Origin of the sequence: Rugamonas violacea (genome assembly GCF_016461825.1) — a bacterium.
Taxonomy (GTDB): Bacteria; Pseudomonadota; Gammaproteobacteria; order Burkholderiales; family Burkholderiaceae_D; genus Rugamonas.
On the sequence record NZ_JAEMNU010000030.1, the window covers coordinates 1 to 24,619 of the forward strand.

At 64.3% G+C, this 24,619-nt stretch carries 20 protein-coding genes; 12 read left to right on the forward strand and 8 right to left on the reverse strand.

The window, feature by feature from the left end; genetic code table 11:
• Positions 1-265 precede the first annotated feature (265 nt).
• Complete coding sequence (locus H7U20_RS05735) at positions 266-3,130, forward strand: RHS repeat domain-containing protein (protein ID WP_199518650.1); 2,865 nt, start codon at positions 266-268, stop codon at positions 3,128-3,130.
• A gap of 92 nt (positions 3,131-3,222) precedes the next feature.
• Positions 3,223-3,798, forward strand: a complete 576-nt coding sequence (locus H7U20_RS05740) for a tetratricopeptide repeat protein (protein WP_199518651.1) — start codon at positions 3,223-3,225, stop codon at positions 3,796-3,798.
• Between the two features lie 228 nt (positions 3,799-4,026).
• Here the strand turns inward: H7U20_RS05740 and H7U20_RS05745 are convergent, their stop codons facing one another.
• The 5 genes from H7U20_RS05745 to H7U20_RS05765 form a co-directional block, all read right to left on the reverse strand.
• The gene (locus H7U20_RS05745) at positions 4,027-4,452 is read right to left on the reverse strand and encodes a VOC family protein (protein ID WP_199518652.1); all 426 of its coding nucleotides are present in this window, start codon (positions 4,450-4,452) and stop codon (positions 4,027-4,029) included.
• Positions 4,453-4,706: 254 nt separating this feature from the next.
• Positions 4,707-5,477: a LytR/AlgR family response regulator transcription factor gene (locus H7U20_RS05750; protein ID WP_199518653.1), complete on the reverse strand. Its 771-nt coding sequence runs from the start codon at positions 5,475-5,477 to the stop codon at positions 4,707-4,709.
• Positions 5,474-6,376: a sensor histidine kinase gene (locus H7U20_RS05755; RefSeq protein ID WP_199518654.1), complete on the reverse strand. Its 903-nt coding sequence runs from the start codon at positions 6,374-6,376 to the stop codon at positions 5,474-5,476. Before H7U20_RS05755 ends, H7U20_RS05750 begins: the two co-directional genes overlap by 4 nt.
• Positions 6,373-6,639: a hypothetical protein gene (locus H7U20_RS05760; protein ID WP_199518655.1), complete on the reverse strand. Its 267-nt coding sequence runs from the start codon at positions 6,637-6,639 to the stop codon at positions 6,373-6,375. The genes H7U20_RS05755 and H7U20_RS05760 overlap by 4 nt, the downstream gene beginning before the upstream one ends.
• A gap of 133 nt (positions 6,640-6,772) precedes the next feature.
• Positions 6,773-7,336: a GNAT family N-acetyltransferase gene (locus H7U20_RS05765; protein WP_199518656.1), complete on the reverse strand. Its 564-nt coding sequence runs from the start codon at positions 7,334-7,336 to the stop codon at positions 6,773-6,775.
• Between the two features lie 159 nt (positions 7,337-7,495).
• Between H7U20_RS05765 and H7U20_RS05770 the strand changes: the two genes are divergently transcribed.
• Positions 7,496-8,434, forward strand: coding sequence for a choice-of-anchor A family protein (locus H7U20_RS05770; protein ID WP_233410529.1), 939 nt, complete (start codon positions 7,496-7,498; stop codon positions 8,432-8,434).
• 75 nt (positions 8,435-8,509) lie between these two features.
• On the opposite strand, the gene H7U20_RS05775 is transcribed toward H7U20_RS05770, so the two are convergent.
• Entirely contained in the window at positions 8,510-9,166 is a 657-nt protein-coding gene (locus tag H7U20_RS05775) for a TetR/AcrR family transcriptional regulator (protein WP_199518658.1), read from the reverse strand.
• A 10-nt stretch (positions 9,167-9,176) separates the two neighbouring features.
• Entirely contained in the window at positions 9,177-10,631 is a 1,455-nt protein-coding gene (locus H7U20_RS05780) for an aminotransferase-like domain-containing protein (protein WP_199518659.1), read from the reverse strand.
• 204 nt (positions 10,632-10,835) lie between these two features.
• Here H7U20_RS05780 and H7U20_RS05785 point away from each other — a divergent pair, with 204 nt between their 5' ends.
• From H7U20_RS05785 to H7U20_RS05825, 9 genes are all read left to right on the forward strand, one after another.
• Positions 10,836-12,152 carry an omega-aminotransferase AptA gene (locus tag H7U20_RS05785; protein WP_199518660.1) on the forward strand — a complete coding sequence of 439 codons (1,317 nt, stop codon included), beginning with the start codon at positions 10,836-10,838 and terminating at the stop codon, positions 12,150-12,152.
• Between the two features lie 249 nt (positions 12,153-12,401).
• On the forward strand, positions 12,402-13,517 hold the full coding sequence (gene ald, locus H7U20_RS05790; RefSeq protein WP_199518661.1) for an alanine dehydrogenase: 1,116 nt from the start codon (positions 12,402-12,404) through the stop codon (positions 13,515-13,517).
• A gap of 30 nt (positions 13,518-13,547) precedes the next feature.
• Positions 13,548-15,050 (forward strand): CoA-acylating methylmalonate-semialdehyde dehydrogenase, encoded by a 1,503-nt coding sequence (locus tag H7U20_RS05795; RefSeq protein ID WP_199518662.1) that lies wholly within the window; start codon positions 13,548-13,550, stop codon positions 15,048-15,050.
• 188 nt (positions 15,051-15,238) lie between these two features.
• The gene (locus H7U20_RS05800) at positions 15,239-16,621 is read left to right on the forward strand and encodes an NAD(P)-dependent oxidoreductase (protein WP_199518663.1); all 1,383 of its coding nucleotides are present in this window, start codon (positions 15,239-15,241) and stop codon (positions 16,619-16,621) included.
• Positions 16,621-17,958, forward strand: a complete 1,338-nt coding sequence (gene preA / locus H7U20_RS05805) for an NAD-dependent dihydropyrimidine dehydrogenase subunit PreA (protein ID WP_199518664.1) — start codon at positions 16,621-16,623, stop codon at positions 17,956-17,958. Before H7U20_RS05800 ends, preA begins: the two co-directional genes overlap by 1 nt.
• 93 nt (positions 17,959-18,051) lie before the next feature.
• On the forward strand, positions 18,052-19,536 hold the full coding sequence (locus H7U20_RS05810; RefSeq protein ID WP_199518665.1) for an NCS1 family nucleobase:cation symporter-1: 1,485 nt from the start codon (positions 18,052-18,054) through the stop codon (positions 19,534-19,536).
• A 29-nt stretch (positions 19,537-19,565) separates the two neighbouring features.
• On the forward strand, positions 19,566-20,960 hold the full coding sequence (gene hydA, locus H7U20_RS05815) for a dihydropyrimidinase (protein ID WP_199518666.1): 1,395 nt from the start codon (positions 19,566-19,568) through the stop codon (positions 20,958-20,960).
• 87 nt (positions 20,961-21,047) lie between these two features.
• Positions 21,048-22,283 (forward strand): Zn-dependent hydrolase, encoded by a 1,236-nt coding sequence (locus H7U20_RS05820; RefSeq protein ID WP_199518667.1) that lies wholly within the window; start codon positions 21,048-21,050, stop codon positions 22,281-22,283.
• Positions 22,284-22,502: 219 nt separating this feature from the next.
• Positions 22,503-24,236, forward strand: coding sequence for a putative bifunctional diguanylate cyclase/phosphodiesterase (locus H7U20_RS05825; RefSeq protein WP_199518668.1), 1,734 nt, complete (start codon positions 22,503-22,505; stop codon positions 24,234-24,236).
• Between the two features lie 38 nt (positions 24,237-24,274).
• On the opposite strand, the gene H7U20_RS05830 is transcribed toward H7U20_RS05825, so the two are convergent.
• A complete protein-coding gene (locus tag H7U20_RS05830) occupies positions 24,275-24,508 on the reverse strand; it encodes a hypothetical protein (RefSeq protein WP_199518669.1) in 234 nt (77 codons plus the stop codon).
• Positions 24,509-24,619: the final 111 nt, after the last annotated feature.

Genomic DNA, 24,619 nt, shown 5'->3' on the forward strand with positions numbered 1-24,619 from the left:
TCCTGCGGCGCTTCCTGTACGCCGCCGCCGCGACCGGCAGGCGAACTGAGGCGTCGCTCAGGTTGGTAGATGAAGATCAACGCTAATCAATTACCCATTTACATACCAAGATCTGATACTGCCTGATGGCGGGCGAATTCACTATAAGCGCATCTCCCCGGAAGGCAGCAATGAGGGAATCGTCTATAGCCATACAACAACGGCCACCAAATATTTTGGCTCTACTATACGTCGTGGAAATGATAGTTGTTTTTGGCAATTGGATATGAAAAATGGCGCGAGGATTTTCTTCCCTATATCCTTTTTGTCCACCAACGCACGCGCAGCCGCCCCCACTTCCATTAGCGACCGTTACGGCAATGTGCTCACGCTTGAACGCGACAGCAATAGTAATCTGAAGCGCATTGCCTCGCCAAGCGGCCGTTATCTGCAATTTGTCTACGATACGCACAATCGCATCACGCAAGCAAGCGACAACATCGGTCGCACCACCCAATACGAGTATGACGCGGCTGGGCACTTGGCCAAGGCAACCGATCCCGATGGGAAATCCAAAGCCTATACCTATGACCTGAAGCACAACATGCTGACGGTGCAGGACGCGCGCGGCAACAGCATGGTCAGCAATGTTTATGACGCCAATAGCCGCGTCAGCAAACAAACCTATGCGGACGGCAGCACCAACCTGTTCAGCTACGGGCTCGACGCCGCTGGCAAGGTCACGCGCACCGATATCACCGATGAACGCGGCATCGTCACGCGCATGCTGTTCAACTCGCAGGGATACACGACATCGGTGACCAAGGCGTATGGACGAGTGGAGCAGCAAGTGGTCGCCGTCGAGCGCGATCCGGCCACCAATCTGATGCTGTCGCGTACGGATGCGTTGGGGCGCAAGACCAGCTATACCTATGACGGCAATGGCAATCTGTTGACGCGGACATTGCTGGCCGGCACCCCCGATGCCGTCACGATACGGATGAGCTACACGGCCGATTTCAATTATGTGGCGAGCGTTACGGATTTTCTAGGCCACCAATCGACGATGCGTTATGACGAGCGGGGTAATCTGATCGAAACACGGGACGCCAACGGCATCGTGGTCAAACGCAGCTACAACAGCGCCGGTCAGCTTACGCAGGTTAACGACGGACTCGGCAACAGCACCAGTTTGGCGTATGACGTTTTTGATCTGGCAAGAGTGACCGATCCATTGAGCCGCACCGTCCAGTTCTACGTTGACGCCGCCGGCCGCGTTCGCAGCGTCGTCGACGCGCTTGGCAACCGTTCGAGCTTTGACGTCGATGTGCTGGACCGGGTAACCCGGAGCACCGATCCATTGGGCCAACCGATCGGCCAGGACTTCGACGCCAACAGCAATCCAACTGGCCTTACCGACCCCAAGGGCAATCTACACAAATTTGTCTTCGACAAGCGCAATGTGCTGACCGGCAATATCGACCCGTTGAACAAGGCTGAAATCTACGCCTATGATGCCAAGCACAACCTGACCCAAAAAACCGACCGGAAAGGGCAGGTCACGCGTTACGCCTACGATGTGCTCGATCGCCTTACCAGCACCACATACGCAGATGGCGGCACTGTCACCGTCACCTACGACCAGGGCAACCGCATTGTCCGGATGGATGACTCGGTCAACGGCATCGTCTCCTTCGACTACGACGTGCGCGACCGGGTGGGCAGGGTCAGCACGCCCAAAGGCAAGGTGGCCTACACCTACGACGCCAATGGCCGGCGCGCGAGCATGAGCGTGACGGGCCTGCCGCCGCTACGCTACAGCTACGACGACGGCGGGCGCCTGGTTCGCATCGAACAGGCCGCCGACGCCGTCAACAACGGCGTAGCGCAAAGCATCAGTTTTGTCTACGACGCGGCCAACCGCCGCATCCGAACCAGCTATGCCAACGGCGTCACCCGCAGCGACACCTACGACGGCGCCGGCCAACTGGTCTCGATTGCCTACGCCAATGCGGACGGCAGCGTGTTGGGCGACCTTCGCTATGCCTACGACAATGGTGGCCGGCGCATACAGGCCGGCGGCAGCTTGGCACACGCCGCGCTGCCCGAGGCTTTGGCCTCCGCCAACGTGGACGCGGCCAACCGCCTGACAGTCTTCGGTGCGCAAACGCTCAGCTACGACGCTAACGGCAATCTGCTCGGGGACGGCGATCAAACTTATGTTTGGAATGCGCGCGATCAGCTGATACAGATCAATAGCGGCAACGGCGCGGTGGTGGCAAGCTTCAGTTACGACGCCCTGGGCCGGCGCCAGACGAAAACCGTCAATGGAGTGGCCAGCGGCTATGTGTATGACGGCTTGAACATCGTGCAGGAGTTGTCGGGACTGAATGTTGACAACAGCAGTCCCGCCAATGTGCGGGCAAGCTACATCAGCGGTGGAATTGACGAAGTATTCGTCCAATTGAGCGGCACCGGTGCCGGTGCTAAGATCAGCACATACTTGAGCGATGCGCTGGGCTCGACGGTACGGCTTGTGGATGCCGCCGGTAACAAGATGGTCGACTATGCATACGATCCTTATGGACGTACGACAGCCGATACCGTGGTCGACAACTCCTTCCAGTATACGGGGCGGGAAAATGACGGAACGGGTTTGTATTTTTATCGGACGCGCTATTACTCACCATCACTTGGACGATTCATATCGAGTGATCAGATTGGTCTAAATGGTGGCATCAATACATATGCGTATGTTGGTGGAGATCCTGTTTTTAGGACTGATCCATTGGGGGAAAATTGGAATAAGGTTATTCCAATAATTGGATGCTTAATAGGGTTATGTAACAATCCAATTATTCCAAGTACGCCTCCTAATTATCCGCCGCCAGTGCCAGGGCAGGCACCAAAACCTGGTACGGTTTCCCCAAACCCAAAAACTCTTCCGAAAACGTGTCCAGCTGATAAAACAGCAGGTACGCCAACAGGAGCCCCTCCCGCCAACGCGAGGCCACAACCAAATAATCCAAATCCGCCAGTTGTGCCACCAGTGCCTCCAGTACTACCAAATCCGTGGTTGCCTTTACTTTTAATATTTGTTCCTGGAAATATGTTTCAGAATCCATTTCCAAGCGGGAATGAAATTAATTGATAGAAACATGTAATGAAGGGGTAATGTTGCCGTAACTTAAAGTGAAAGCTAAATTGTCGCAGTGTTTTTATATTGATATGGATAGGTTTGAAATGGACACAACTGATTGCTGGTCGTTTGCATATGAATTTATTGTCAGTGGTGAAATTGAAAAGGCAATTTCATTGTGTGAAACGGAAGTTTGCTCAAATTCAATAAATTGCCAAAGATACCTTGGATGGATTTATTACAAGAGAGGGGATATGGAAAAATCACTAAGTTGGTTTGGTAAAGCTGCAGATCAGAAAGATGGAGAGGCACTATTTGGCATAGGCAGTGTTCTCGTCGTTAAAAAAGATTTTCAGTCGGCTGTGTCTTATTTTGAGCGCGCCGCAAACAACGGGTATCCTAGAGGATATCAATGGGCTGGAAGTATTTATCATCGAGGGAGTGGTGTTTCGATTGATCTGGATAGGGCTGAAAAATATTATCGCCAAGGTGCGGCACATGGTTACATTATGGCGGAGCGGTCTTTGATTTCTTTGAGGATGAAAAAAGAGAATATTTTTGTAAAGTTTATTTTGATATTTAAATTTGTTGCGTTGCTTGTAAAAGCAACAAAAATTTCGGTGCGAGATATAAATGATCCACGTATGATGGATGTTCCAAATTACTTTAAAAAAAATTAAAATTTTATTGTATTAATGTTTATAAAGCCGTTACTAATTAAATGTTGGATTGGCATGCGACAATATTTTAACAATAATTGCAGCTTGATAAGCTAGATTTTCTCATGCGCATCGCGGTTGCGCCGTCGCGGCTGTGCACACCAGCTGGCCCCCATTCTATTCAAGACTACAGCTCGATTCCCTATCTTGACATCGGATTGAGGCCAGTTGCGGCCTGAGCTCGCGCGCCTAAGCACAGGGGTCGTAGGTGCCCACGCTCCACAAATGCCCCTCCGGGTCGCGGCAAGTGAAGCCACGGCCGCCGTAGTCCTCGTCCTTGATGTCCATTTCGATTTTGGCGCCGGATTCCAGCACGCGGCCGTAGACCAGGTCGGCGTCGTTGACCACCAGGTAGCTGCACTGCGTCACGCCGCCGCCGATCTGCTCCGGCTCGCGCATCAGGCGGCCGAACTCGGTGTCGAAGATGGAGCTGAGCATGACCATGCCGTTGCCGTAGCCCAGCTGGGCGTGGGCGATGCTGCCGTCCTCGTTGGGGATCACCAGCAGACGCTCGAAGCCGAGGTTGTCGCACAACCAATCGATGGCGGCCGGCGCGTTGCGGTAACGCAGGCAGGGGATGACGTTGGCTTTGGTGTTCTTGGGTATGGTGGACATATTATTCTCCCTGAATCGGTCGAGGTGACAAAAAGCGTGGAACAACTTCGATCACTTTTCCACTGCCGACGTTCAGGCCTCCGGCCGTGCTCTGCGCGCGTTTTGACGTCGATCAGAAGAACGCACGCCCCTGTCGGACAAATCCTAAGGCACTGAAATCGGCCGTTAGGAGTGGGGGCGGCGATGCCGCCGTTGGCGCGGGGCATTATTCCATGATAGGCCGCCGGGCGGCGGCCCGCAAGCGCGGCGTCCGCTCACATCTGCTGGAACAGGTGGGCGTGGCCGCGGCTCACCTCCAGCTGTTCGACGCAGTTGCGCAGCCTGACCATCTGCCGGCCGCGCAAGTCGCGCGTGACTTGCGTGATGGCGTCGACCCGCACCAGGGTGGAGCGGTGGATGCGCCAGAACTCGTCCGGGTCGAGCTCGTCGGCCAGCTCCTTCAGCGTCTTGCGGATCAACACCTCGCCCTGCTCGGTCTTGACCCGGGTGTACTTTTCCTCGGCCTGGAAGAACAGCACCTCGCGCGTGCTGATCATGCGCAGGCTGCCGCCCACCTGCGCCTGGACCCAGCGCAGATAGTTGGGTTGGGCGGCCCGGCTCTGCAGCAGCGCGCCCAGCTGCTGCGCGATGTCGTCGGGCCGGCGCCCCAGCCGCGCCTGCAGGCGGGCGCAGGTGGCGGCCAGGCGGCTGGCGTCGGCCGGCTTGAGCACGTAGTCGAGCGCGCCCTGTTCGAAGGCGTCGATGGCGTATTGGTCGTAGGCGGTGACGAACACCAGGTGGCAGCGGTTGAACAGCAGCCGCGCCGCCTCGATGCCGGACAGGCCGGGCATGCGGATGTCGAGGAAGACGACGTCGGGCTGGTGCTGGCCGGCCAGCGCCACCGCCTCGATGCCGTTGGCCGCCTCGGCGACGATCTCCAACTCCGGCCAGACCTCGCGCAGGCGGCCGCGCAGTTGGGCGCGCATGGCGTCCTCGTCGTCGGCGATCAGGGCCGTGGCGCGCGGCGCGGTGGGCGAGGGGCTCATGCGGCGGCGCTTCCGGCGAAGATGTCCGGCGCGTAGGGCAGGCGGATCAGGGCGCGCGTGCCGCCGCCCGGCGGCGCCTCCAGCACCAGTTGGGCGCGCTGGCCGTACAGCAGGCGCAGGCGCTCGCGCACATTGGCCAGGCCGACGCCGTCGTCGGCGTGCAGGTCGAAACCGACGCCGTCGTCGCGCACCTCGACCTGCATGGCGGTGCCGTCGACGCCGGCGCGGATGTCGATGCGGCCGCCCTCGACCTTCGGTTCCAGGCCGTGCTTGATGGCGTTTTCGATCAGGATCTGCAGCATCATCGGCGGCAGGCTGGCGCTGTGCATCTCGGCCGGCACGTCGATCGACACGGCCAGCCGCGCCTTCATGCGCGCCTGCATGATGGCCAGGTAGGCGCGCGCCATCTCCAGCTGGCGGCCCAGGGTGGCGTTGCCGGCGCCGCGCATCTGCGGCAGCGTGGCGCGCAGGTAGGCGATCAGGTGGTTGTGGATGCGCGCCGCCTGCGGCGGGTCGGTCTCGATCAGCTGGCCGATCAGGGCCAGCGTGTTGAACAGGAAGTGCGGTTCGATCTGCGCCTGCAGCGCCGCCATGCGCGCCTCGACCAGGCGCCGCTCCAGGCCCTCGGCGCCGGCCGCGTCGGCGGCCTGGCGCGCCTCCAGCTCGGCCTTGCGCTTGCCGCCGGCCAGCACCTTCAGGCCGCAGGAGATGACGATGAAGGCGAGCGCTTGTTTCGGCAGCCACAGCGGGGTCACGCAGAGCAGCAGCAATAGCACCCAGATCACGTACAGCTTGCGCCACGGCACCTGGGCCAGCCAGTCGAAGAAGCGCCACCACAGCGTGCTGGCGGTGTCGCCCACTTCGCGCACGAAGTCGAGCACCCGGTTGGCCTTTTTCATGGACGCGGCTTGTCGTCGCGGCGGGCGCGCCGGCTACCGAGGAGCACGGCGCCGACCGCCAGCTTGAGCAGCAGCAGGAAGGCGAACAGGCACAGCGCCAGCGGCAGGATGGTCAGCAGCAGCGCCAGCAGCACGCTGCTCAGCAGCAAGGCCGGCCAGGACATGCGGCGCAGCGCCCGCAGGCCGATGCGGCCGGTGTGGATGAAGGCGCGCAGGACGTCGTCGAGCAGGGCGTGGATCGATTGGCAGGTGATGCGTGGCATGGTGAGGCTCCCGGGTCCGGTTGAATGGAATGGTGCCACTGTAGCGCGCCGGCCGGCGCGCCAGAAGCCGATTCCGATCAATGGTCGATTCGGCGGCATGGCCGGCAGGAGCCGCCGACGAATGGCGTGCTGCCTAGAACCCCCCGGCGGCGCGCCAGTCGCTGCGCAGCAGGCCGTAGATGTCGCTGCCGGACAACTCGCCGTTGACCAGCCAGCGTTCGCGCAATTGCCCCTCCAGGCGGAAGTGCAGCTTGCCGAGCAGCTTGGCCGAGGCCTGGTTGGCCGGGTGCAGGTCGGCCTCGATACGGTTCAGTTCGAGCTGTTCGAAGCCGTGCTCGATCAGCAAGGCCAGCGCCTCGCCCATATAGCCGTGGCCCCAATGCGGCCGCGCCAACAGATAGCCGATTTCGCAGCGCCGGTTGGCGCGCATGAATGCGTACAGCGTGACGGTGCCGATCAACTCGCCCGTGTCGCGCAGCGTCACGCCGAGCTGCAGCGCCGAACCGTCGCGGTAGTTGTCCTCGCTGCGCGTGATGTGCTCGACCGCCTGGACCGGCTCGCGCCAGGGCGCGCAGCTCCAGTAGCGCATCGTCTCGTCGTCGCGGTAGATGGCGAACAGACTGGCGGCGTCGCTCGGCGTGAGCATGCGCAGGGTCAGGCGTGGGCTGCGCAGTGTGGTCGGGAGGAAGCGGGGCATGGGGTCATCCATATTCTTTTTACAATTTTTGCAAGCATACACGAAAGCCCGGTAGGTGTTTTCCGAGGGTTTTATTTTTGGTGCCACATGGAAATTTCAAGTTCGATCGTGCTATCCTTAAAGTAACTTAAATTGATAATTGGAAACTAAATGCCAAGCATGTCAAAACAATTATTCGCCGCCGCAGTCTGCGCGCTGGCCGTCGGCGGCAGCCAGGCCGGCGTGCTCGACCTGGGCGTGAGCAACGCCAACCTGTTTTCCCTGGGTAATTTCAAGGCTTCCGGCAGCGACGTCGAGGGCGCCGTGCTGGTGCGCGGCAACCTGAGCGCCAGCAGCTATTCGATCAACGACAAGAACCAGGACGCCTTCGGCAAGAACAACGGCTCCGGCTATTCCTTGGCGGTCGGCGGCAACCTCGACTATAGCTCCGGCTCGATCAAGCACGGCGAGATCTATGTGGGCGGCAGCAGCACGACCAAAAACGTCGGCCTGCAAAGCTCGACCATCAGCAAGACCGCGCCGGTGTCCTTCGACGCCCTGGCCAGCAACGCCAAGAACGTCTCCAGCTCGCTGTCCAAGGTGGCCGCGACCGGCACGTCGGGCGTCAAGTACGGCGGCATGACCTTGACCGGCACGAAGAAGTCGGTCGAGGTGTTCAATCTGAACGGCAAGGACCTGGCCAGCGTCACCAATTTCACCTTCAGCGGTCTGAGCAAGAACGCCACGCTGATCTTCAACGTCAGCGGCGCCGACGCCATCGGCTTCCGCCAGAGCGGCGTGGGCCTGGACGGTTTCAAGGACTACAACGTGCTGTTCAATTTCTACCAGAGCACGGCGCTGAACATCCAGAGCGTCGGCATCCAGGGCAGTCTGCTGGCGCCGCTGGCCACCGTCACCGGCAACGGCGGCCAGATCAACGGCAATGTGATCGTCGGCGACTGGCTGTCGAACGTCCAGGTCAACGCCAACCATTTCTTCAAGCCCGTCGAGCTGACCGGCTATGTGTCGGCGGTGCCGGAGCCGCAAACCTATGCGATGCTGTTGGCCGGCCTCGGCCTGCTGGGCTTGACACGCCTGCGCCGGCGCCGGCGCGGCTGAATCGAATCCCTGTAGTGGCGGTGTTGAGCCGCCCGGCATGCCGGGCGGTTTTTTTTCGCTGAACTCGCCCCGCTGTCAGGCGGCGACGCGGATGGTCGCCAGCACCATGTCGACGATGAGTTTTTCGGCGTCGTCGAAGTCCTTCTTGTTCAGCTGCTTGCGGTTCAACACCAGCCCCATCTGCGTCGAGAAGTCGGCGTAGGACTGGGTCATCGCCCAGATCGCGAACAGCAGATGGGTGGCGTTGACCGGCGCGATCTTGCCGGCGCTGATCCACTGTTCGAACACCTCGATATCCTTGCGCAGCAGCGGCACCACGCGGCTCTGGATCTGCGCGCCGTACAGCTGCGCGCCGCTGATCACCTCCATCGCATACACCCGCGAAGCCCACGGCTGCTCGCGCGAGAAGCGCAGCTTGGCCTGCACATAGGCGCGCAGCGCCTCCTGCGGCTCGTCGTCGGCGTGGGCCAGGTGCTCCATCCGCTCCAGCCATTCGTCGAGCACATTGTCGAGCACGCGCTGGTACAAGGCCTGCTTGCTGGGGAAGTAGTACATCAGGTTCTGTTTCGACAGGCCGGCGTTCTCCGCCACGGTGGCGATCGAGGTGCCCTCGTACCCACATTCGGCGAACACCTTGACCGCCTCGGCGGCGATGTCGGCTTCCAGCCTGTCGCGGTTGAGCACACGCCGTTTGATCTTCGGCGCGGCGGCGGACGGTTTGACGGTGGCCATGGTCTCTCTTTCAGCTTGGTCGGATCGACTGTAAAAAGGTCAGTAGCTGCAGGCGGTCGCTGTAGGCGACGTTGAAGCGGAACCAGACCGTGTCGGCCTGGCGCAGCATGAAGAACTCGTTGGGCGACAGCAGGATGCCGGATTTGAGCGCCTGGTCGGCGATCAGCTTGCCGTTCCACTCGGCGCTTGGCGCGGCGTCCCAGCCGGCGCTGACGAACATGCCGCCGCGCGGCCGCGCCAGCGGCGCCATGCCGGCCGCGCGCAGGCTGTCGATGGTGCGCTCGCGGCCGGCGTCGAGCTGGTTGACCAGCTTCTCCAGCATGCGCTTGTAGGGCCGCGCCGTGACGGCGTGGTGGACGGCGCGCTCGTTGATCTCCGAGGTGGTCAGGCCGGCCAGCATCTTCACCCGCAGCAGCTCGGGCAGCAGCTGCGCCGAGGCGCTGATCGAGCCGACCCGCAGCACCGGCGACAGGGTCTTGGAGAAGCTGCCGACGCGGATCACCCGGCGCAGGCCGTCCATCGCCGCCAGCGAGGCCTCGCCGCGCGGCGCCAGCTCGCGGTAGATGTCGTCCTCGACCAGCCAGAAGTCGAACTGCTCGGCCAGGCCGAGCAGGCGGTGCGCCTGCGCCGCGCTGAGCGAGGTGCCGAGCGGGTTTTGCAGCACCGTGTTGACGAACATCAGCTTGGGCTGGGTCAGCGCGGCCTGCGCCGCCAGCGCCGCCATGTCCAGCCCCTGCGGCCCGCGCGGGATGCCGACCGGGATGCAGCCGTGGTGGCGGATCAGCGACAGCAGGTTGCTGTAGCCGGGGTCCTCGACCAGCACGGTGTCGCCCGGCTTGGTCAGGCTGCGCAGGATCAGGTCGAAGGCGTGGGTGGCGCCGTGGGTCAGCAGGATCTGCTCGGGCTCGACCGCGTACAGTTCGTCCGACAAGGTCGCCGCCATGTGCTGGCGCAGCGTCGGGAAGCCGAGCGGGTGGCCGTAGCCGCGCAGGCGGTTGGCCGGGATGCGCATGGCCTGGCGCACCGCGTCGAGGATGGTGTCCTCGCCGTACCACTCGGGCGGCAGCCAGCCGGCGCCGACCGGCAGCGCGTCCGACACGCCGGAGTACAGGTCGGGGGTGAGGGCGTCGATCGCCGTCGGGCTGGAGTGGAAGGGCGCCGGCAGCAGCGCCGCCGGCAGGTCCTGGCGGGCGACGAAATAGCCGGAACCACGGCGCGAGGACAGCAGCCCGAGGGTCACCAGGCGGTCGTAGGCCTCGACAACTGTAAAGGTGCTGACGCCATTACACTTGGCGAATTGCCGCACGGAAGGCATTTTGGTGCCGATGCGCAACTCGCGCCTGGCCACCATGGCGCTGACGGCGGCGACGATCTGCTCGACCAGGCTGCCCTTGCCGCCGCGTTCTATCGGCACCAGCGGCCAGGCGCCGTCGGCCGCCGGCGGCGCGGAATTGTGCTGCTCCATCGTGGCTGTCCCCTGGTTGTGCCCGCCCCGTGCGGGGCGCAGCAAACTGTAGTGTTTTTGTCGCCTGTACGGTTGGGCGGTTTTGCTATTTGTGTATCTGTGCCATAGTTGAAGCGCTGTCTATTATTGCATCATCATTTTGCCAACTGGTAAATTTTTTGTCCGGTTCATCAAAAAAACCGCAGTAGTTTTCAGGAGGAACGCATGAACCAATCCCGCCCCGAATCGATGTCCGCGTTTTGGATGCCCTTCACCAACAACCGCGACTTCAAGGCCAATCCCCGGCTGCTGGTGTCGGCCGAAGGCATGTACTACCGCGACGTCGACGGCAACGCCATCCTCGACGGCACCGCCGGCCTGTGGTGCGTGCCCTGCGGCCACGCCCAGCCGGTCATTGTCGCCGCCGTGCGCGAGATGATCGGCCAGCTCGACTTCGCCCCCACCTTCCAGATGGGCCACCCGGCCGCCTTCGACCTGGCCGAGAAGCTGATGGACTACACCAACCACCGCTTCGGCCACGTCTTCTACACCAACTCCGGCTCCGAGGCGGTCGACACCGCGCTGAAGATGGCGCTGGCCTACCACAAGGCGCGCGGCGAGGCCGGCCGCACCCGCCTGATCGGCCGCGAGCGCGGCTACCACGGCGTCGGCTTCGGCGGCATGTCGGTCGGCGGCATCGCCGGCAACCGCAAGGCCTACGGCGCCGGCCTGCCGTATGTCGACCACCTGCCGCACACCCACAACCTGGAGAAGAACGCCTACACGCGCGGCGAGCCGGAACACGGCGCCAACTTGGCCGACGAGCTCGAACGCATCGTCGCCCTGCACGACGCCTCGACCATCGCCGCCGTCATCGTCGAGCCGGTGGCCGGCTCCACCGGCGTGCTGATCCCGCCCAAGGGCTACCTGAAGCGCTTGCGCGAGCTGTGCACCAAGCACGGCATCCTGCTGATCTTCGACGAGGTGATCACCGGCTTCGGCCGCCTGACCACGCCGTTCGCCGCCGACTACTTCGACGTCGAGCCGGACCTGATGACCACCGCCAAGGGCCTGACCAACGGTGTGGTGCCGATGGGCGCGGTGTTCTCGAAAAAATTCGTCCACGACGCCTTCATGGACGCGCCGGCCGGCATCGAACTGTTCCACGGCTACACCTACTCCGGCCACCCGCTGGCCTGCGCCGCCTCGCTGGCCACGCTGCGCGTGTTCGAAGAGCAGAAGATCCTTGAACACGCCGCCGGCATGCAGGAGTACTGGGCCGACGCGGTGCATTCGCTGAAGGGGCTGCCGCACGTGATCGACATCCGCACGATCGGTTTGATCGCCGGCATCGAGCTGGCGCCGATCGCCGGCAAACCGGGCGCGCGCGCCTTCGACGCCTTCAAGAAGGCCTTCGCCGACGGCGTGTTGATCCGCACCACCGGCGACATCATCGCCCTGTCGCCACCGCTGGTGCTGGAGAAAAAACACATCGATGAACTGTTCGGCAAACTGCGCACCGTGTTGAAGAATCTCGTTTAAGGACGACGATAAAAACCTGTCGTTCCCGCGTAGGCGGGAACCCATGCGGCGCCAGACATCAAGCAGCGTATGGGTTCCCGCCTACGCGGGAACGACGGATTCGGCCTTATGGGTTCCCGCCTACGCGGGAACGACGAATTGGCCTGTTCGAAGTTCGCATAACAAGCGATGTACTTGGGGGGAGGGGCCACAAGCTCCGTCCCCCCGCCTGGTTCCACTGCTTCCAAATACAACAACGAGGAGAACAGCATGTTGGTAGGCGTCCCAAAAGAGATCAAGAACCAGGAATCGCGCGTCGGCCTGACCCCGGCCAGCGTCAAGGAACTCACGTTGCGCGGCCACCAGGTGCTGGTGCAGGCCAACGCCGGCACCGCCATCGGCCTGACCGACGCCATGTACCAAGGCGCCGGCGCGACCATCGTCGACACGGCCAAGGAAGTCTTCGCCCGCGCCGAGATGATCGTCAAGGTCAAGGAACCGCAGGCGCAGGAATGCGCCATGCTGCGCGAAGACCAGATCCTCTACACCTACCTGCACCTGGCGCCCGACCCCGAGCAGACGCGCGCGCTGATCGCCTCCGGCGCCGTCTGCCTGGCCTATGAAACCATCACCGGCCCGAACGGCGGCTTGCCGCTGCTGGCGCCGATGAGCGAGGTGGCCGGCCGCATGGCGATCCAGGCCGGCGCCGCGCACCTGGAAAAATCCAAGGGCGGCATGGGCCTGCTGCTGGGCGGCGTGCCCGGCGTGGCGCCCGGCCACATCGCCATCCTCGGCGCCGGCGTGGTCGGCACCAACGCGCTGCAGATGGCCATCGGCATCGGCGCCCGCGTCACCATCCTCGACAAGAACATCGACCGCCTGCGCCAGCTCGATCTGATCTACGGCAACCGCGTCGCCACCCGTTACTCCAACGCCCACAGCATCGAGGAGGCGGTGTTCGACGCCGACCTGCTGGTCGGCGGCGTGCTGGTGCCCGGCGCGGCGGCGCCCAAGCTGGTCACCGCCGCCATGATCGCCCGCATGAAACCGGGCGCCGTGGTGGTCGACGTGGCCATCGACCAGGGCGGCTGCTTCGAAACCTCGCACGCCACCACGCACGAACAGCCGACCTACGTGGTCGACGGCGTGGTGCACTACTGCGTCGCCAACATGCCGGGCGCGGTGGCGCGCACCTCGACCTTCGCGCTCAACAACGCCACCATCGGCCACGCGCTGGCGCTGGCCGACAAGGGCTGGCGCCGCGCCGTCGCCGCCAATCCGTATCTGAAACAAGGCCTCAACGTCTGCCACGGCCACGTCACCTACGAGGCGGTGGCGCACGCGCTGGGCTATTCCTACGTCGATCCCGACACCCTGCTGGTCTAGCACCGGCGGCACCACATTGAACGGAACATCATGAGCACCTTAGACACCATCACCCACTTCATCAACGGCGCCAAGGTCGACACCCTGAGCGGCCGCTACGCCGACGTCTACAACCCGGCGCTGGGCGAGCCGGTGGCCCGCGTCGCGCTGGGCACCGTGGCCGAGGTGGACGCCGCCGTGCAGGCCGCCGCCGCCGCCTTCCCTTCATGGTCGGCGACGCCGCCGCTGACCCGCGCCCGCGTCCTGTTCAAGTACCTGCAACTGTGCCAGCAGCACACCGACGAATTCGCCGCCATGCTGACCCGCGAACACGGCAAGACCTTCGCCGACGCGCAGGGCGAGGTGGCGCGCGGCATCGAGATGGTCGAATTCGCGGTCGGCATTCCGCAGATGTTGAAGGGTGAATTCACCGACCAGATCTCGCGCGGCATCGACGCCTGGTCGATGCGCCAGGCGCTCGGCGTGGTGGCCGGCATCACGCCGTTCAACTTCCCGGTGATGGTGCCGATGTGGATGTTCCCGGTCGCCATCGCCTGCGGCAACACCTTCATCCTCAAGCCCTCCGAGCGCGATCCTTCACCCTCGCTGCTGCACGCCGCCTTGTTGAAACAGGCCGGTTTGCCGGACGGCGTGTTCAACGTCATCCAGGGCGACAAGGTCACCGTCGACGCGCTGCTCGACCATCCGGTGGTGCAGGCGGTCAGCTTCGTCGGTTCGACGCCGATCGCCGAATACATCTACGCGCGCGGCAGCGCCAGCGGCAAGCGCGTGCAGGCGCTGGGCGGCGCCAAGAACCACATGGTGGTGATGCCCGACGCCGACATGGAGATGACCGTCGACGCGCTGATGGGCGCCGCCTACGGTTCGGCCGGCGAGCGCTGCATGGCGATCTCGGTGGTGGTGGCGGTGGGCGACGCCGGCGACAAATTGGTGCACGCACTGGCGCAGCGCACGGCCGCACTGAAAATACGCGACGGCATGGCGGCCGACGCCGAAATGGGGCCGGTGGTGTCGAGCGCGGCCAAGCAGCGCATCGAGAAGTTGATCGGCGAGGGCGTCGAGCAGGGCGCCACGCTGGTGGTCGACGGCCGCAACTGCACGGTGGCCGGCCGCGAGAACGGCTTCTTCGTCGGCGGCACCTTGTTCGACCACGTGACGCCGGACATGTCGATCTACAAGGAGGAGATTTTCGGCCCGGTGCTGTGCATGCTGCGCGCGCCCGACGTGGTGCACGCGGTGGAGCTGATCAACCGCAACGAGTACGGCAACGGCGTGGCGATCTACACGCGCGACGGCGGCGTGGCGCGCGAGTTCGTGCGGCAGATCCAGGTCGGCATGGTCGGCGTCAACGTGCCGCTGCCGGTGCCGATGGCCTTCAACAGTTTCGGCGGTTGGAAGCGCAGCCTGTTCGGCGACCACCACGCCTACGGTCCCGAGGGCGTGCGCTTCTACACGCGCCACAAGGCCGTGATGCAGCGCTGGCCGAACACCGCCAGCGCTGGTGCGGAATTTGCTTTTCCACAGATGAAGTAGGGCGCTGGGCCGGAACGCAGCTGAGCTAAGAAACCCCACCGGCGCAAATCTGGGGTCGGACCCGGCGGGTCCGACCCCGNNNNCCCCCCCCCCGGCTCTTTGCCGTTGGATGGTTTTGTAGCCGCCGGCGCCTTCACCGAGTGCACACAGTAGTCCATTTTCCCACCAAGCTTTCGCCAGGAAGAAGAATGATGATCACTTCACTGAACTACCTGCCGCACCCGCAACTGGCCGACGGCGAACTGGCCGGCCAATTCACCGACCTGGCGCCGCCCTTGACGGCGCGCCAGGCGGCGATTGAAAGCGCGCGCTGCCTGTACTGCTACGACGCGCCGTGCAGCCGCATCTGTCCCTCCGAAATCGACGTGGCCAGCTTCATCCGCAACATCCACGACGAGAACCTCAACGGCGCCGCCGTCGGCATCCTCAAGCAGAACATCCTGGGCGGCAGCTGCGCCCGCGTCTGTCCGACCGAGATCCTGTGCGAGGACGCCTGCGTGCGCAACCACGACGCCGAGGGCCAGCCGGTCAAGATCGGCCTGCTGCAGCGCTACGCCGTCGACCACATGACGCTGACGGCGCATCCCTTCGCCCGCGCCGCGTCCACCGGCAAGACCGTCGCCGTGGTCGGCGCCGGCCCGGCCGGCCTGTCCTGCGCCCACCGCCTGGCCATGCTGGGCAACGATGTGGTGGTGTTCGAGGCGCGCGAAAAATCCGGCGGCCTGAACGAGTACGGCATCGCCAAGTACAAATTGACCGACGACTTCGCGCAGAAGGAGGTCGAGTTCCTGCTCGGCGTCGGCGGCATCAGCATTCGCCACGGCCAGACCCTGGGCGGCAATCTGCACCTCAAGGAGCTGCACGCGCAGTACGACGCGGTGTTCCTCGGCCTGGGCCTGGGCGCCAGCCGCCAACTGGGTTTGACCGGCGAAGATGCGCCCGGCCTGCTGGCCGCCGTCGACTACATCGCCGCACTGCGTCAGGCCGACGATTTGAGCGCGCTGCCGCTGCCGGCGCGCGCCATCGTCATCGGCGCCGGCAACACGGCGATCGACATGGCGGTGCAGATCCAGCGCCTCGGCGCGCGCGAGGTCACGCTGGTCTACCGCCGCGGCTTCGAGGCGATGAGCGCGACCCACCACGAGCAGGACATCGCCAAGGCCAACCAGGTGCGCATGCAGACCTGGGCCCAGCCGCAGCAGGTGCTGCTGGACGCCGCCGGCCGCGTGCGCGGCATGCGCTTCGAGCGCACCGCGCTGGTCAACGGCCGCCTGGCCGGCAACGGCGAGACCTTCGAGATCGCCGCCGACGCCATCTTCAAGGCCATCGGCCAGAGCCTGGACGCGCACAGCGTCGGCGATCCCCTGGCCAGCATGTTGAAGCGCGACGGCGACAAGATCGAAGTCGACGCGCAGTTCCGCACCGTCCTGCCGGGCATCTACGCCGGCGGCGATTGCGTCGCTCCGGGGCAGGATTTGACGGTGCAAGCGGTCCAGCACGGCAAGCTCGCCGCGTTGGCGATTCACGCCGACATTCAACTCAACACCAAGGCGAAAGTGGAGGCTGCATAATGGCTGATCTGTCCATCGATTTTTGCGGCATCAAGGCGCCCAACCCTTTCTGGCTGGCCTCCGCGCCGCCCACCGACAAGGCCTACAACGTGGTGCGCGCCTTCGAGGCCGGCTGGGGCGGCGTGGTGTGGAAGACGCTGGGCGAAGACCCGGCCGCCGTCAACGTCTCGTCGCGCTACTCGGCGCACTACGGCAAGAACCGCGAGGTGCTCGGCTTTAACAACATCGAACTGATCACCGACCGCTCGCTGGAGATCAACCTGCGCGAGATCACCCAGGTGAAGAAGGACTGGCCCGATCGCGCCATGATCGTCTCGCTGATGCTGCCCTGCGAGGAGCAGCTGTGGGCCAACATCCTGCCGCTGGTCGAGGCGACCGGCGCCGACGGCATCGAGCTCAATTTCGGCTGCCCGCACGGCATGCCCGAGCGCGGCATGGGCGCCGCCGTCGGCCAGGTGCCCGAGTACGTGCAGATGGTGACCGCCTGGTGCAAGAAGCACTCCAGGCTGCCGGTGATCGTCAAGCTCACGCCCAACATCACCGACGTGCGCGCGCCGGCCCGCGCCGCCAAGGCCGGCGGCGCCGACGCCGTCTCGCTGATCAACACCATCAACTCGATCACCCATCTGGACCTGGACCGCATGGTCGCCTTCCCGGCGGTGGGCAACGCCAGCACCCACGGCGGCTACTGCGGTTCGGCCGTCAAGCCGATCGCGCTGAACATGGTGGCCGAGATCGCCCGCGATCCGGCCACCAGGGGCTTGCCGATTTCCGGCATCGGCGGCATCGGCAACTGGCGCGACGCCGCCGAGTTCATCGCCCTGGGCGCCGGCTCGGTGCAGGTGTGCACCGCCGCCATGCTGCACGGCTTCCGCATCGTCGAGGAGATGAAGGACGGCCTGTCGCGCTGGATGGACGAGAAGGGCTACCGCAGCATCGCCGACTTCGCCGGCAAGGCGGTGGCCAACACCACCGACTGGAAATACCTGGACATGAACTACCAGGTGATCGCGCAGATCAACCAGGACGACTGCATCAAGTGCGGCCGCTGCTACGTCGCCTGCGAGGACACCTCGCACCAGTCGATCGCCCAGCTGATCGACGCCGCCGGCGTGCGCACCTACGAGGTGATCAAGGAGGAGTGCGTCGGCTGCAATCTGTGCGAGATCACCTGTCCGGTGCAGGGCTGCATCACGATGGTGCCGCAGCAGACCGGCAAGCCGTATATGAACTGGACGCAGGACCCGCGCAATCCGCGCGCGGAGCCCGCGCCCGGCGCGGCGGCGGGCGAAAATACGACAGCGGCAACGGCAACGTTGGAACCAGTGCAAGCATAGGTATGGAACTTGCAAGCTTGATATAGACTGAGGCATCGCCGGCATCTAGACCGGCTTTGCGAAAAGCGCAATCAACTCTGGGAGAGACACAAGGTGAGCAAACAACCGTCCGGCAGCACGCAACTTTGGAACGAGGACCTGGCGCCGACCAGCGCCGCGCAACGCACCTGGCGCTGGTACCACTTCGCCGCGCTATGGGTCGGCATGGTGATGTGCATACCCGCCTACACCCTGTCGGCCAGCCTGATCGAAGGCGGCATGTCGGGCTACCAGGCGGTGCTCACGGTGTTCCTGGCGAACGCCATCGTGCTGCTGCCGATGCTGTTGATCGGCCACGCCGGCACCAAGTACGGCATTCCCTATGCGGTGCTGGCGCGCGCCTCCTTCGGCACGCGCGGCGCGCGGCTGCCGGCGCTGATGCGCGCCATCGTCGCCTGCGGCTGGTACGGCATCCAGACCTGGTTCGGCGGGCAGATGATCTACACCCTGCTCGGCGTGATGTTCGGCGGCGAGATCGGCGGCGCCAAGCTGGCCGGCCTGGGCATCAATTCGGTCCAGCTGCTGTGCTTCCTGGCGTTCTGGGGCATCCAGTTCTGGTACATCGTGCACGGCATGGACGCCATCCGCAAACTCGAGACCTACACCGCGCCGTTGAAGATCCTGATCTGCTTCGTGCTGCTCGGCTGGGTCCACAACAAGGCCGGCGGCTTCGGCGACCTGCTCAGCGCACCCTCGCAGTTCGTCGAGGGGGGCAAGAAGGCCGGCCAGTTCTGGGCCACCTTTTGGCCCTCGCTGACGGCGATGGTGGGTTTTTGGGCCACGCTGGCGCTGAACATTCCCGACTTCACCCGCTTCGCCAAATCGCAGCGCGACCAGATCGTCGGCCAGTCGGTCGGCCTGCCGGTGCCGATGGGACTGTTGGCGATGCTGGCGGTGATCGTCACCTCGGCCAGCGTGGTCTTGTACGGCAAGGCGATCTGGGACCCGGTCGACCTGGCCAGCCGCATGACCGGCGCCGCCGTGCTGATCGCCTTGTTGGTGCTGCTGATCGACACCGTCTCGGTCAACCTGGCGGCCAACCTGGTCGGCCCGGCCTACGACTTCTCCTCGCTGGCGCCCAAGCTGATCTCGTACAAGACCGGCGGCTATATCACCGCCGGCATCGCCATCGTCATGATGCCGTGGAAGATACTCGAATCGACCCAGGGTTATATCTTCACCTGGCTGATCGGCTACTCGGCGCTGCTCGGTCCCATCGCCGGCATCCTGATCGTCGATTACTACTTCGTGCGCAAGACCGAACTGGCGGTCGAGCAGCTGTATCTGGACGACGGCGTCTACTCGTATGGCGGCGGCTGGAACATGGCCGCGCTGGTGGCTTTCGTGGTCGGCGTTCTGCCGAATATTCCCGGCTTCCTCAACGCCGCTTTCCCGGCTAGCTTCCCGCAAGTGGGCGACGGCTTCAAGACCATTTACACCTATGCCTGGTTTGTCGGAATCGCTATTTCCGCGCTGGTGTATGCGGTTATGATGAAGGGCAAAGCGCTACCGGCCATGCGGCCCGCAGCCCAGTCCTGAACCTGACCTGAAGCCTTACGGAGATGTCTATGACAACCATTATTCGCGGCGGTACCGTCGTCAATGCGGACCGCGCGTTTCGTGCCGATGTGCTGTGCTACGGCGACAAGATCGTCGCCGTCGGCGAGAATCTGGAGGCGCCCCATTCGGCCCTGGTGATCGACGCCGGCGGCCAATACGTCATGCCCGGCGGGATAGACACCCACACCCATATGAACCTGCCCTTCATGGGCACGGTCACCCAGGACGACTTCTTCAGCGGCACCGCCGCCGGTTTGGCCGGCGGCACCACCACCATCATGGACTTCGTCATCCCGGCGCCCAAACAGTCGCTGCTGGAGGCTTACCACACCTGGCGCGGCTGGGCGCAGAAGTCGGCCTGCGACTACACCTTCCACGTCGCCGTCACCTGGTGGGACGACAGCGTCCACGCCGACATGGGCACGCTGGTGCGGCAGCACGGCGTGAACAGTTTCAAGCACTTCATGGCGTACAAAAACGCCATCATGGCCGACGACGAAACGCTGGTGAAAAGCTTCCGCCGTTCGCTGGAACTGGGCGCCATCCCCACCGTGCACGCCGAGAACGGCGAGCTGGTGTTCCAGCTGCAGCAGGACCTGCTCAAGCAGGGCCTGACCGGTCCCAGTTCGCATCCCTTGTCGCGCCCGCCCGCCGTCGAGGCGGAGGCGGCCAACCGCGCCATCGCCATCGCCGGCGTGCTCGGCACGCCGGTGTACATCGTCCACGTCTCCTGCGCCGAGTCGCTCGACGCCATCGCCCGCGCCCGCGCCAATGGCCAGCGCGTCTACGGCGAGGCGCTGGCCGGCCACTTGGTGATCGACGATAGCGTCTATCAGAGCGAGGATCTGGAGTACGCCGCCGCCCACGTGATGAGCCCACCGTTCCGTGGCAAGCACCACCAGGCGGCGTTGTGGCATGGTCTACAAAGCGGCAACCTGCATACCACCGCCACCGACCACTGCACCTTCTGCGCCGCGCAAAAGGCGGCCGGCAAGGACGACTTCACCAAGATTCCGAACGGCTGCGGCGGCGTCGAGGACCGCATGTCGGTGGTGTGGGACGCCGGCGTCAACAGCGGAAAACTGACGCCGTCCGAGTTCGTCCGCGTCACCTCGACCAACGCCGCGCAGATCTTCAATATGTATCCGCGCAAGGGCCTGATCGCCGTCGGCTCGGACGCCGACATCGTCGTCTGGGACCCGGAGGGCAGGCGGACCATTGCCGCCGCCAGCCAGTTCGCCAAAGGCGGCTTCAATGTGTTCGAAGGACGCACCGTGCGCGGCATCCCCAGCACCACGCTGGCCGCCGGCAACGTGGTGTTCCAGCGCGGCCAGCTGATGGCCGAGCAGGGCGCCGGCCGCTACATCGAACGGCCGGCCTTCGCGCCGGTGTCGGCGAAGTAGTCGGGGCGCCGGCAGCGGCGCCGGCCGTGGTGCCGCCCCAGGCAAGCGAATTTCGATTTTCGACAACCGTGGCAAAGGAGTTGGGACATGAGTGAATTGCGCATCAACGGCGCGCGCCTGTGGGCGGCGCTGATGGAACTGGCGCAGATCGGCGCCACCGCCAAGGGTGGCGTCAAGCGGCTGGCCCTGACGGACCTGGACCAGCAGGGGCGTGACCTGGTGGTGGGTTGGGGCCGCGCGGCGGGCATGAGCGTCACCGTCGACCAGATCGGCAACGTCTTCATGCGCCGCGACGGCAGGAACAACGCGCTGCCGCCCATCATGACGGGCAGTCATATCGACACCCAGCCGACCGGTGGAAAATTCGATGGCAATTACGGCGTGCTGGCCGGGCTGGAAGTGGTGCGCACCTTGAACGATCTGAAAATCCAGACCGAGGCGCCGATCGAGGTGGCCTTCTGGACCAACGAGGAAGGCTCGCGCTTCGTCCCGGTGATGATGGGTTCCGGCGTGTTCTGCGGCGCCTTCAGTCTGGAGACGGCCTACGCCGCGCGCGACACCGAAGGCAAGAGCGTGGGCGAGGAGCTGGCGCGCATCGGCTACAAGGGCGAGCAGGTGCCCGGCCAGCATCCGATCGGCGCCTACTTCGAAGCGCATATCGAACAAGGCCCGGTGCTGGAGGATGCCGACAAGGTGATCGGCGTGGTGCCGGCGGTGATGGGCCTGTCCTGGTACGACTGCGTGGTGACGGGCATGGAGGCGCACGCCGGGCCGACCCCGATGGGCTTGCGCAAGGACGCGCTGCAGGTGTCCACCCGCATCATGCAAGAGGTGGTGGCCATCGCCAACCGTTATCCGCCCTACGGTCGCGGCACGGTGGGCATGGTGCAGCTGTTCCCCAACAGCCGCAACGTGATCCCCGGCGAGGTCAAGTTCAGCATCGACCTGCGCAATGTGAGCGAAGCGCTGCTCAACACCATGCACGAGGAAATGCTGGCCTTCGTCGAGCGGACCCGGCGCGACAGCGGCCTGGCGATCAGCGTCGAGCGGGTGTCCTACTATCCGCCTTGCCCCTTCCATCCGGACTGCGTCGGCGCCGTGCGCAAGGCCACCGCCGCGCTGGGCTATTCGACGATGGACGTGGTGTCCGGCGCCGGCCACGACGCCATCTACGCCGCCCGCCTGGCGCCGGCCGGCATGATCTTCGTGCCCTGCAAGGACGGTATCAGCCACAACGAGATCGAGGACGCCAAGTCCGAACATCTGGAGGCCGGCTGCAACGTGCTGCTGCATGCCATGCTGGAACGCGCCGGCGTGGTCTAGCCGGGCCGGCCACACAGCGGCGCGGGCGTGTTGCCCGTGTTTGCGCGGGTTGCGTATGTTGAGTATGTTGCGCATGTTGTTTTCCGGGCCGCGACAAGGCCGGCAACAACGTTAGTAGTCGCCCGCCCGCCGGGAAATGCTTATGATCGTCAGAGTGGCGCGCCGGTTTTTCCGGGGCCGGCGCGCCGTTTTGAGGGACCCGGCGGGGTAGATCGCAAGATGCAAGATCCCAGGCACTCGGCATCCGGCCAGGAGGGTGGCGGCGACGGCGCACCCGAGCAGGGCGCGGCGCGGCTGGCGGCGCGCCTGACGGCCACGCTGGAGAGCATCACCGATGCCTTCCTGATGCTCGACCGCGACTGGAACCTCAGCTATATGAACAGCGAGGCCGAGCGCCTGCTGCAATGCCAGCGCGCCAAGGTCCTCGGCCGCAACATCTGGCAAGTCTTCCCCGAAGCCGTCGGCGGCCCCTACTACCGCGCCTACCACAAGGCGATCGAGAACAACTGCTCGGTGTCCTTCGAGGAGTACTACGCGCCGCTCGATCTGTGGACGGAAATCCGCGCCTACCCGTCCGACGAGGGGCTGGCCATCTACTTCCTCGACATCAGCGCACGCAAGGCGACCGAGGCGCAAATCCGCCAGCTGGCCTTCTACGACCGCCTGACCGGCCTGCCCAACCGCCAGTTGCTGCTCAACCGCATCGAGCACGCGCTGGTCCTGTGCGGCCGCATCGGCCACAACGGCGCCGTGCTGTTCATCGATCTGGACAACTTCAAGGCCATCAACGACACGCGCGGCCACGACAAGGGCGACATCCTGCTGCAACTGGTGGCGGCGCGCTTGCTGTCGGCGGTGCGCGCCAGCGACACGGTGGCGCGCTTCGGCGGCGACGAGTTTGTCATCCTGCTGGAGGATCTGGAACCGGAAATCGCGCTGGCCACCGCCGGCGCGCAGGAGATCGCGCGCAAGGTGCTGCAAGTCTTCAGCCAGCCCTTCGATATCGCCGGCATCGAACAATACAGCACGCCGAGCATCGGCATCACCATGTTCGACCGCGCCGCCGGCACCGTCGACGAGGTGCTGCAACGCGCCGACCTGGCCATGTACGGCGCCAAGGCGGCCGGCCGCAACGCCATCTCCTTCTTCGATCCGGGCATGCTGCAGCGGGTGGCGGCCAGCGTGGCGCTGGAGGCCGACCTGCGCCGCGCGCTGACGCTGGACGAATTCGTGCTGCACTACCAGCCGCAGGTCGGCGTCGACGGCCGCCTGGCCGGCGCCGAGGCGCTGGTGCGCTGGAACCATCCGCAGCGCGGCCTGGTGGCGCCGGGCGAATTCATCCCGGCGGCCGAGGACACCGGCCTGATCGTGCCGCTCGGCCAGTGGGTGCTACGCGCCGCTTGTCTGCAATTGGCGCAATGGGGCGCCGACGCCGCCACGGCGTCCTTGCGGATGGCCGTCAACGTCAGCGCCCACCAGTTCCACCGGCCCGACTTCGTCGAGCAGGTGCTGGCCGTGCTGGCCGAGACGGGCGCCCCGGCCGGCCACCTGAAGCTGGAGCTGACCGAAAGCCTGCTGCTCAAGGACGTCGCCGGCACCATCGAGAAGATGTGCCTGTTGCGCGAGGTCGGCGTCGGCTTTTCGCTGGACGATTTCGGCACCGGCTACTCGTCGCTGTCGTATCTGCACCGGCTGCCGTTCGACCAGTTGAAGATCGACCGCTCCTTCATCCAGGAGATCGGCAGCGACAGCCACGGCGCGGCCATCGTGCGCATCATCGTCGCGCTGGGCCAGGCGCTGAACATGGCGGTGCTGGCCGAAGGCGTCGAGACGGCGCAGCAGTTCGACTTCATCGTCGCCGAGGGCTGCCATGCCTACCAGGGTTACCTGTACAGCCGGCCGCTGACGGTCGGCCAACTGGCCGCCTTCCTGGCCGACCGGCCGGCCGGCTGAGGCCGTAGCTTTTCCTGGCGGGCTCCAGCCTGGCTAACTCACTTCGGCCAACGGTTCGGATATTTTTGCTTGATTAAGTCCGACACTTTCTCCAAATCGTCGTAGTGGTCGTTGTTGAACCAGGTGGTGTACATGAAGCCCTCCACGCCGCTCACGCCTTCCTTTTCGGCGGCGTCGAGGCTGTCGAGCCACTGCCGGGTACGCTCCAGGCTGCGGTCGTCATAGTAGAGGGCGATCATTTGGTGGAAATTTTTCTCGCTGAAAAATTTCAACGAAGGGACCTGGAGGTTCTCGGTAGTTGTCAACAAAGTTGTCGCGTCACTTCATGCAGCCAGCTTCACTAATTCAGGTTCAGCCCGTTCCGGATTGAGCCAAACCTCGTC

What these genes read in the sequence shown, in the direction of transcription:
- H7U20_RS05735 (WP_199518650.1), top strand. Translation starts at nt 266, where the DNA reads ATGAAAAATGGCGCGAGGATTTTCTTCCCTATATCCTTTTTGTCCACC.
- H7U20_RS05740 (WP_199518651.1), top strand. Translation starts at nt 3,223, where the DNA reads ATGGACACAACTGATTGCTGGTCGTTTGCATATGAATTTATTGTCAGT.
- H7U20_RS05745 (WP_199518652.1), bottom strand. Translation starts at nt 4,452, where the DNA reads ATGTCCACCATACCCAAGAACACCAAAGCCAACGTCATCCCCTGCCTG.
- H7U20_RS05750 (WP_199518653.1), bottom strand. Translation starts at nt 5,477, where the DNA reads ATGAGCCCCTCGCCCACCGCGCCGCGCGCCACGGCCCTGATCGCCGAC.
- H7U20_RS05755 (WP_199518654.1), bottom strand. Translation starts at nt 6,376, where the DNA reads ATGAAAAAGGCCAACCGGGTGCTCGACTTCGTGCGCGAAGTGGGCGAC.
- H7U20_RS05760 (WP_199518655.1), bottom strand. Translation starts at nt 6,639, where the DNA reads ATGCCACGCATCACCTGCCAATCGATCCACGCCCTGCTCGACGACGTC.
- H7U20_RS05765 (WP_199518656.1), bottom strand. Translation starts at nt 7,336, where the DNA reads ATGCCCCGCTTCCTCCCGACCACACTGCGCAGCCCACGCCTGACCCTG.
- H7U20_RS05770 (WP_233410529.1), top strand. Translation starts at nt 7,496, where the DNA reads ATGTCAAAACAATTATTCGCCGCCGCAGTCTGCGCGCTGGCCGTCGGC.
- H7U20_RS05775 (WP_199518658.1), bottom strand. Translation starts at nt 9,166, where the DNA reads ATGGCCACCGTCAAACCGTCCGCCGCCGCGCCGAAGATCAAACGGCGT.
- H7U20_RS05780 (WP_199518659.1), bottom strand. Translation starts at nt 10,631, where the DNA reads ATGGAGCAGCACAATTCCGCGCCGCCGGCGGCCGACGGCGCCTGGCCG.
- H7U20_RS05785 (WP_199518660.1), top strand. Translation starts at nt 10,836, where the DNA reads ATGAACCAATCCCGCCCCGAATCGATGTCCGCGTTTTGGATGCCCTTC.
- ald (WP_199518661.1), top strand. Translation starts at nt 12,402, where the DNA reads ATGTTGGTAGGCGTCCCAAAAGAGATCAAGAACCAGGAATCGCGCGTC.
- H7U20_RS05795 (WP_199518662.1), top strand. Translation starts at nt 13,548, where the DNA reads ATGAGCACCTTAGACACCATCACCCACTTCATCAACGGCGCCAAGGTC.
- H7U20_RS05800 (WP_199518663.1), top strand. Translation starts at nt 15,239, where the DNA reads ATGATGATCACTTCACTGAACTACCTGCCGCACCCGCAACTGGCCGAC.
- preA (WP_199518664.1), top strand. Translation starts at nt 16,621, where the DNA reads ATGGCTGATCTGTCCATCGATTTTTGCGGCATCAAGGCGCCCAACCCT.
- hydA (WP_199518666.1), top strand. Translation starts at nt 19,566, where the DNA reads ATGACAACCATTATTCGCGGCGGTACCGTCGTCAATGCGGACCGCGCG.
- H7U20_RS05820 (WP_199518667.1), top strand. Translation starts at nt 21,048, where the DNA reads ATGAGTGAATTGCGCATCAACGGCGCGCGCCTGTGGGCGGCGCTGATG.
- H7U20_RS05825 (WP_199518668.1), top strand. Translation starts at nt 22,503, where the DNA reads ATGCAAGATCCCAGGCACTCGGCATCCGGCCAGGAGGGTGGCGGCGAC.